This window comes from Trichocoleus desertorum AS-A10, assembly GCF_039962155.1.
GTDB lineage: Bacteria > Cyanobacteriota > Cyanobacteriia > FACHB-46 > FACHB-46 > Trichocoleus.
Window position 1 is genome coordinate 1 of record NZ_JAMPKN010000116.1, and the last position, 4,070, is coordinate 4,070.

Below are 4,070 nucleotides of genomic sequence, written 5' to 3' on the forward strand. Positions count from 1 at the left end.
CGCTCACACTTGCCCACGCGCAAGACCTTTTTTGATGATTTGCGGGCGTTGACCCGCTACCTGTATTTCGACAGTTGGGATCACTTGCTCACCTTCATGCTCGAAGGATTAGAGCTAGACATCTCACCCAATACCAGTTAAATTGCCATACTGAGAATTGCTGAATTGAGCCAGACTGAGGCAAGAGCGCAGATGAGTTTGGTAGAATTTAGGCATTTTGATTATGGAAGGTCTTCTCAACAAGCAGGGACCTTTTTTTATTTGCCTATTGTCCCTCCACCTCTGCTACATCTGCCTTAGAACCCACTCTGTCCCCCACCAGGAAGCAGCTAGTGCAGAGTTAAGAATTCCCCCGTGAACCCCACATCGCTGCTAGAGGTTCCAAGCAAATCTTCAAATCGCTTAGGTCGAGAATCTGGCTGTGCCGTAAAAACTGAAAGGATGTTTCACACTCAAAAACCTGTGATCATGATGGGTGCTCCGGTATGTTTCTGAGGAGCATTGCCATCCTCAACGGTGACTGCGATCTTCGTCACTAGTTCTTTGGAACGGTAGGCTTTGGAAACTGAGACTGTTTGACTCAGGTTGCCGCGTTCATCAACTTGAAAAGTTTCTGTCAAGATTGCCTGCTTCTGGTCTGTCGTGAAGGGGGCGTTTGGCGTTAGCACAGTCCATAAGGCGTAGACTTTACCGGGTGGCAATGGAGGTAGGTTCTTGACTGTGATGGTTGCTTCTAGAGTATTGGGATTAACCACCACCGTCGCGGCAGCCTGACTATTGCTCTCCGTGGCATCTAGAACATAAGTCAGTGCCGCGTAACGTTGCGTTTCAGCTTGGCTCGTTTGTAAAGCTTGCGATAAACGGTAGTTGTTGATTCCTAGGGCAACAATCAGGACTGCTGCCGCAACCTCCAAGCCGCTGCGCCACGACAGTGTTCTGCGAGATCTGAAAGCAGGTTGTGTATTCATTTCAGCACCCGCCACCTGAGCTTTTTCTAGAATTGCTGAACGCAAATGACTTGGAGGCGTTACTTCCCGTGAAGCGTAGGATGTCTCTAAAGCATTTTGCATTTGGGCCACTTCTTGGGCGATCACGGGGTCTTGCTGCAATAGGCGCTCAAATTCTGCTGCCTCCTCTGGGCTGAGGTCACCCAGAACATAACCTGCAATGAGTAGCTGTAACTCTTCCGAAGGCGTTGACATAGCCATCACTGTACTATCTCGTAAAACTTGTGAGGGTTTGGCGCAATTTGAGCAGACCTCTTCTGGCTCTAGCCTTCACCGTCCCTAGGGGAATCTCCAGTTGTTTGGCAATTTCTGCCTGACTAAGACCATCGTAATAAGCCATTCTTAGAATTTGCTGCTCACTGTCTGATAACTGAGCCAAGGCGGTACTGACTTCTTGGGATTGCTCATGTTGAAAGACGTGCTCAAGCGGAGCATTCGAGACGGTCTCAGCTTGTCCACCTAACTTCCATCGCTGTAGCGTCTGACGAGTACTGTGACGCGATCGCAATCGGTCCCGAGCCCGCGATCGCGTCAAGATGGCCAGAAAGGTGCGGAGAGATCCGCGATTTGGGTCGTACACAGTCCCCTTGGCTAGGGTCAGAAAGATATCTTGGGTCAAGTCTTCTGCTTCTTGAGCATTGCCCAGGGCACTTAAGGCGAGTCCGTAGACTAACCCAGCGTGGCGATCGTAGAGAACCCCGAGCGCCTCAGTCTGACCCTTGCTCAAGGCCACAATCAATTCTGCATCCGTCTGATTTGACGCCGGAGAGGTTTGATTGGCAGATGGCTCAGACTGCATAGGCACCAGAATTTGTGTTTGAAGACGAATGCCTGGAGTTGGGGAGGGGTGGAAGCAACTGCAAAGCTGCAAATGCGGACAACCGCGATCGCGGAAACGATAGGAATTTCTCCCTTCGCTCCCTAGCTTTTGTCCGCGTGCTGGTTAAATTGTCAGCCGCAAGTATACTACGTCATCTGTGCAAGACTATACCTGCCAGCGATCATTGTGATTCCATCAGCCCCACTCCGGTAGGGCCGCCAAACCGAGATCTAGAATTAGAGGGGTCGAAAAATGCCGCGCAGTTCTCCAGCCCGATTCTGCTTCGTGTGGATGTCTACATAGAGTTGACCATTAGAGAGTGCCTGGAGTTGCTCAGGAGTCAAGGTATACTCTCCAGAAAGACGGCCACCCATTCCGGCATCGTTCAACATCACGGTTAGCGCATATTGAAACGGTCCATTTTGATTAGGCTCACCCCGATGAATGTGAGCCGCAGAGGTAATGTTGGGGTTGGGAGGATCGACGGGATCTGTTTCATAGTCACGTAGAGCACTAGAGAGACCTCCAAAGTCTCCGCGAACAATGAGGCGATCGCCTGCTAAGGCGGCTCCAGCTACCCCCGTTGCCATCGTTGAGGGGACGTTCGGGACCACGTTATTCTTCGTCAAAATTGCCGCATAGAGTTGCAAGGAGCTGTCCGACACACCCTGAGCAATTAGCACAGACTCAGCTTCTTGCAAATCTGCCATCAAATGTTGATTGATAGGATTCTGAACTTGCGCGGGTTGAGCAGCTTGAGATGTGCTGAAGGACGGAACGTCTCCGCTCTGAACGAAGCGATTCGATGCCGTTTTACTCCAAGAAGGGACTGTGGAGAGACCAATCAGCAACACACAGGTGATTGTGCCCAGCCAAAAGTTGAAGAGCCATCGCTTTGCCTTATTCATCCGGATCTAGCCTTAACCAGTAGAGTTCAGGCAATAGTACGAACCAACGGCTGGTTTGGATGCATGGCTACTCTAATTTTCTCATTTCTAGAACAGCGCATTCCCCTTGAGGCTGCGTCCCTATCCAGAAGCAGCATAACGTTTTAGTTGATCCATTCGGCTTAGCTTGGCGGGTAGGGAGGACGCCTCCAGTGTTTAGGCTCGAAAAGTGAACTTGAAGCACAGCCAAGCCACGATTATCAATTTTGGGTTGCCAAATGACGTTTCGGTGTCCTTGAGGACAGTCACCTTTTGTTCGCCCCAGTTGGCCTAGAACTGGTCTGCAGTGAACTTAGAGTTTTTCTGGCTCTGCAACTAGGATTGCCTCGAACCGAACCTATCAGGTCAATGTCATAGTTTGTCTCACTGTTGCTGATGTGTTCCGCAGTGACGTAGCCAGCATCCATCAAATGCTCTTCAAGCAGTATCGTTTTCTCAGCCAAGCTTTGATAGACGGTTTCAACCACTACATCGGCAGTCATTGTTGACAGCGTTGTACAAACTTTAGTGATGAAATGAGGGCAAGCATCATCGCAGATTTCAGTGAGGTGAGCTTTGTATCCCACCCAATCCACACTTCGTTTTGAACTTGAGTTTTCCCACTGAGCACAATTTACAGAGATCGCTGGCAATCTCAACCAGGCAACAATTCAGCGATATAGCGATATATTAAACATCAAAAGAATAACCTTACTGGACGAACTACGGCGGTTTTCAGCTCTCCGCACTTTTCTGTAATTTTTCATGCCATCCTTATCTGAGCATCTAGAGGCAGTACGCCAGCAGCGATTCGTAGGGCGTACCCACGAGCGCCACCTATTTGAGTCAGCTTTAAACCGAGCTGAGTTGCCATTTTATGTTCTGCATATTTTTGGGCCTGGTGGCGTTGGCAAAACCACACTTCTGGGAGAATTTGCCCGCCTCTGTGAGCCAGCCCAGGTCCCCGTCATCCAACTAGATGCCCGCAACATCGAGCCGTCGCCAGAGTCCTTTTTAGAAGCTTTGCGATTTCATTTGAATCTAGCTTCGACCGACTCCCCTTTAGTAGCTTTAGCGGCTCATACAGGTCGGCAGGTTATCCTACTCGACACTTACGAAAACCTCGCTCCCCTTGATCGTTGGCTGCGCGAAAAGTTTCTACCTCAGCTTCCTGCCAATATCCTCACCGTGATTGCGGGTCGTCATGCACCTGCGGCGGGCTGGCGGACTGATTCAGGTTGGCAAGCTTTAATCCATCTTTTACCCTTACGGAACCTTAGCCCAGAGGAAAGCCGAGATTACCTGATCAAGCGAGCC

At 50.1% G+C, this 4,070-nt stretch carries 4 protein-coding genes; 1 reads left to right on the forward strand and 3 read right to left on the reverse strand.

Features of this window, described 5'->3' with window-relative positions:
* Window positions 1–452 precede the first annotated feature (452 nt).
* The 3 genes from NDA01_RS31515 to NDA01_RS31525 all read right to left on the reverse strand — a co-directional run bounded on the left by NDA01_RS31515 (window position 453) and on the right by NDA01_RS31525 (window position 2,735).
* Entirely contained in the window at window positions 453–1,202 is a 750-nt protein-coding gene (locus NDA01_RS31515; RefSeq protein ID WP_348231158.1) for an anti-sigma factor, read from the reverse strand.
* 13 nt (window positions 1,203–1,215) lie between these two features.
* Window positions 1,216–1,806 carry a sigma-70 family RNA polymerase sigma factor gene (locus NDA01_RS31520; protein WP_348231159.1) on the reverse strand — a complete coding sequence of 197 codons (591 nt, stop codon included), beginning with the start codon at window positions 1,804–1,806 and terminating at the stop codon, window positions 1,216–1,218.
* Between the two features lie 257 nt (window positions 1,807–2,063).
* The gene (locus NDA01_RS31525; RefSeq protein WP_348231160.1) at window positions 2,064–2,735 is read right to left on the reverse strand and encodes a CHRD domain-containing protein; all 672 of its coding nucleotides are present in this window, start codon (window positions 2,733–2,735) and stop codon (window positions 2,064–2,066) included.
* A gap of 783 nt (window positions 2,736–3,518) precedes the next feature.
* Here NDA01_RS31525 and NDA01_RS31530 point away from each other — a divergent pair.
* The coding region (locus tag NDA01_RS31530; RefSeq protein WP_348231161.1) for an ATP-binding protein at window positions 3,519–4,070 on the forward strand (552 nt) is incomplete at its 3' end.

Excerpts from the sequence above, each read along its gene's own strand:
- NDA01_RS31515 (WP_348231158.1), bottom strand. The coding sequence starts at position 1,202 with ATGTCAACGCCTTCGGAAGAGTTACAGCTACTCATTGCAGGTTATGTT.
- NDA01_RS31520 (WP_348231159.1), bottom strand. The coding sequence starts at position 1,806 with ATGCAGTCTGAGCCATCTGCCAATCAAACCTCTCCGGCGTCAAATCAG.
- NDA01_RS31525 (WP_348231160.1), bottom strand. The coding sequence starts at position 2,735 with ATGAATAAGGCAAAGCGATGGCTCTTCAACTTTTGGCTGGGCACAATC.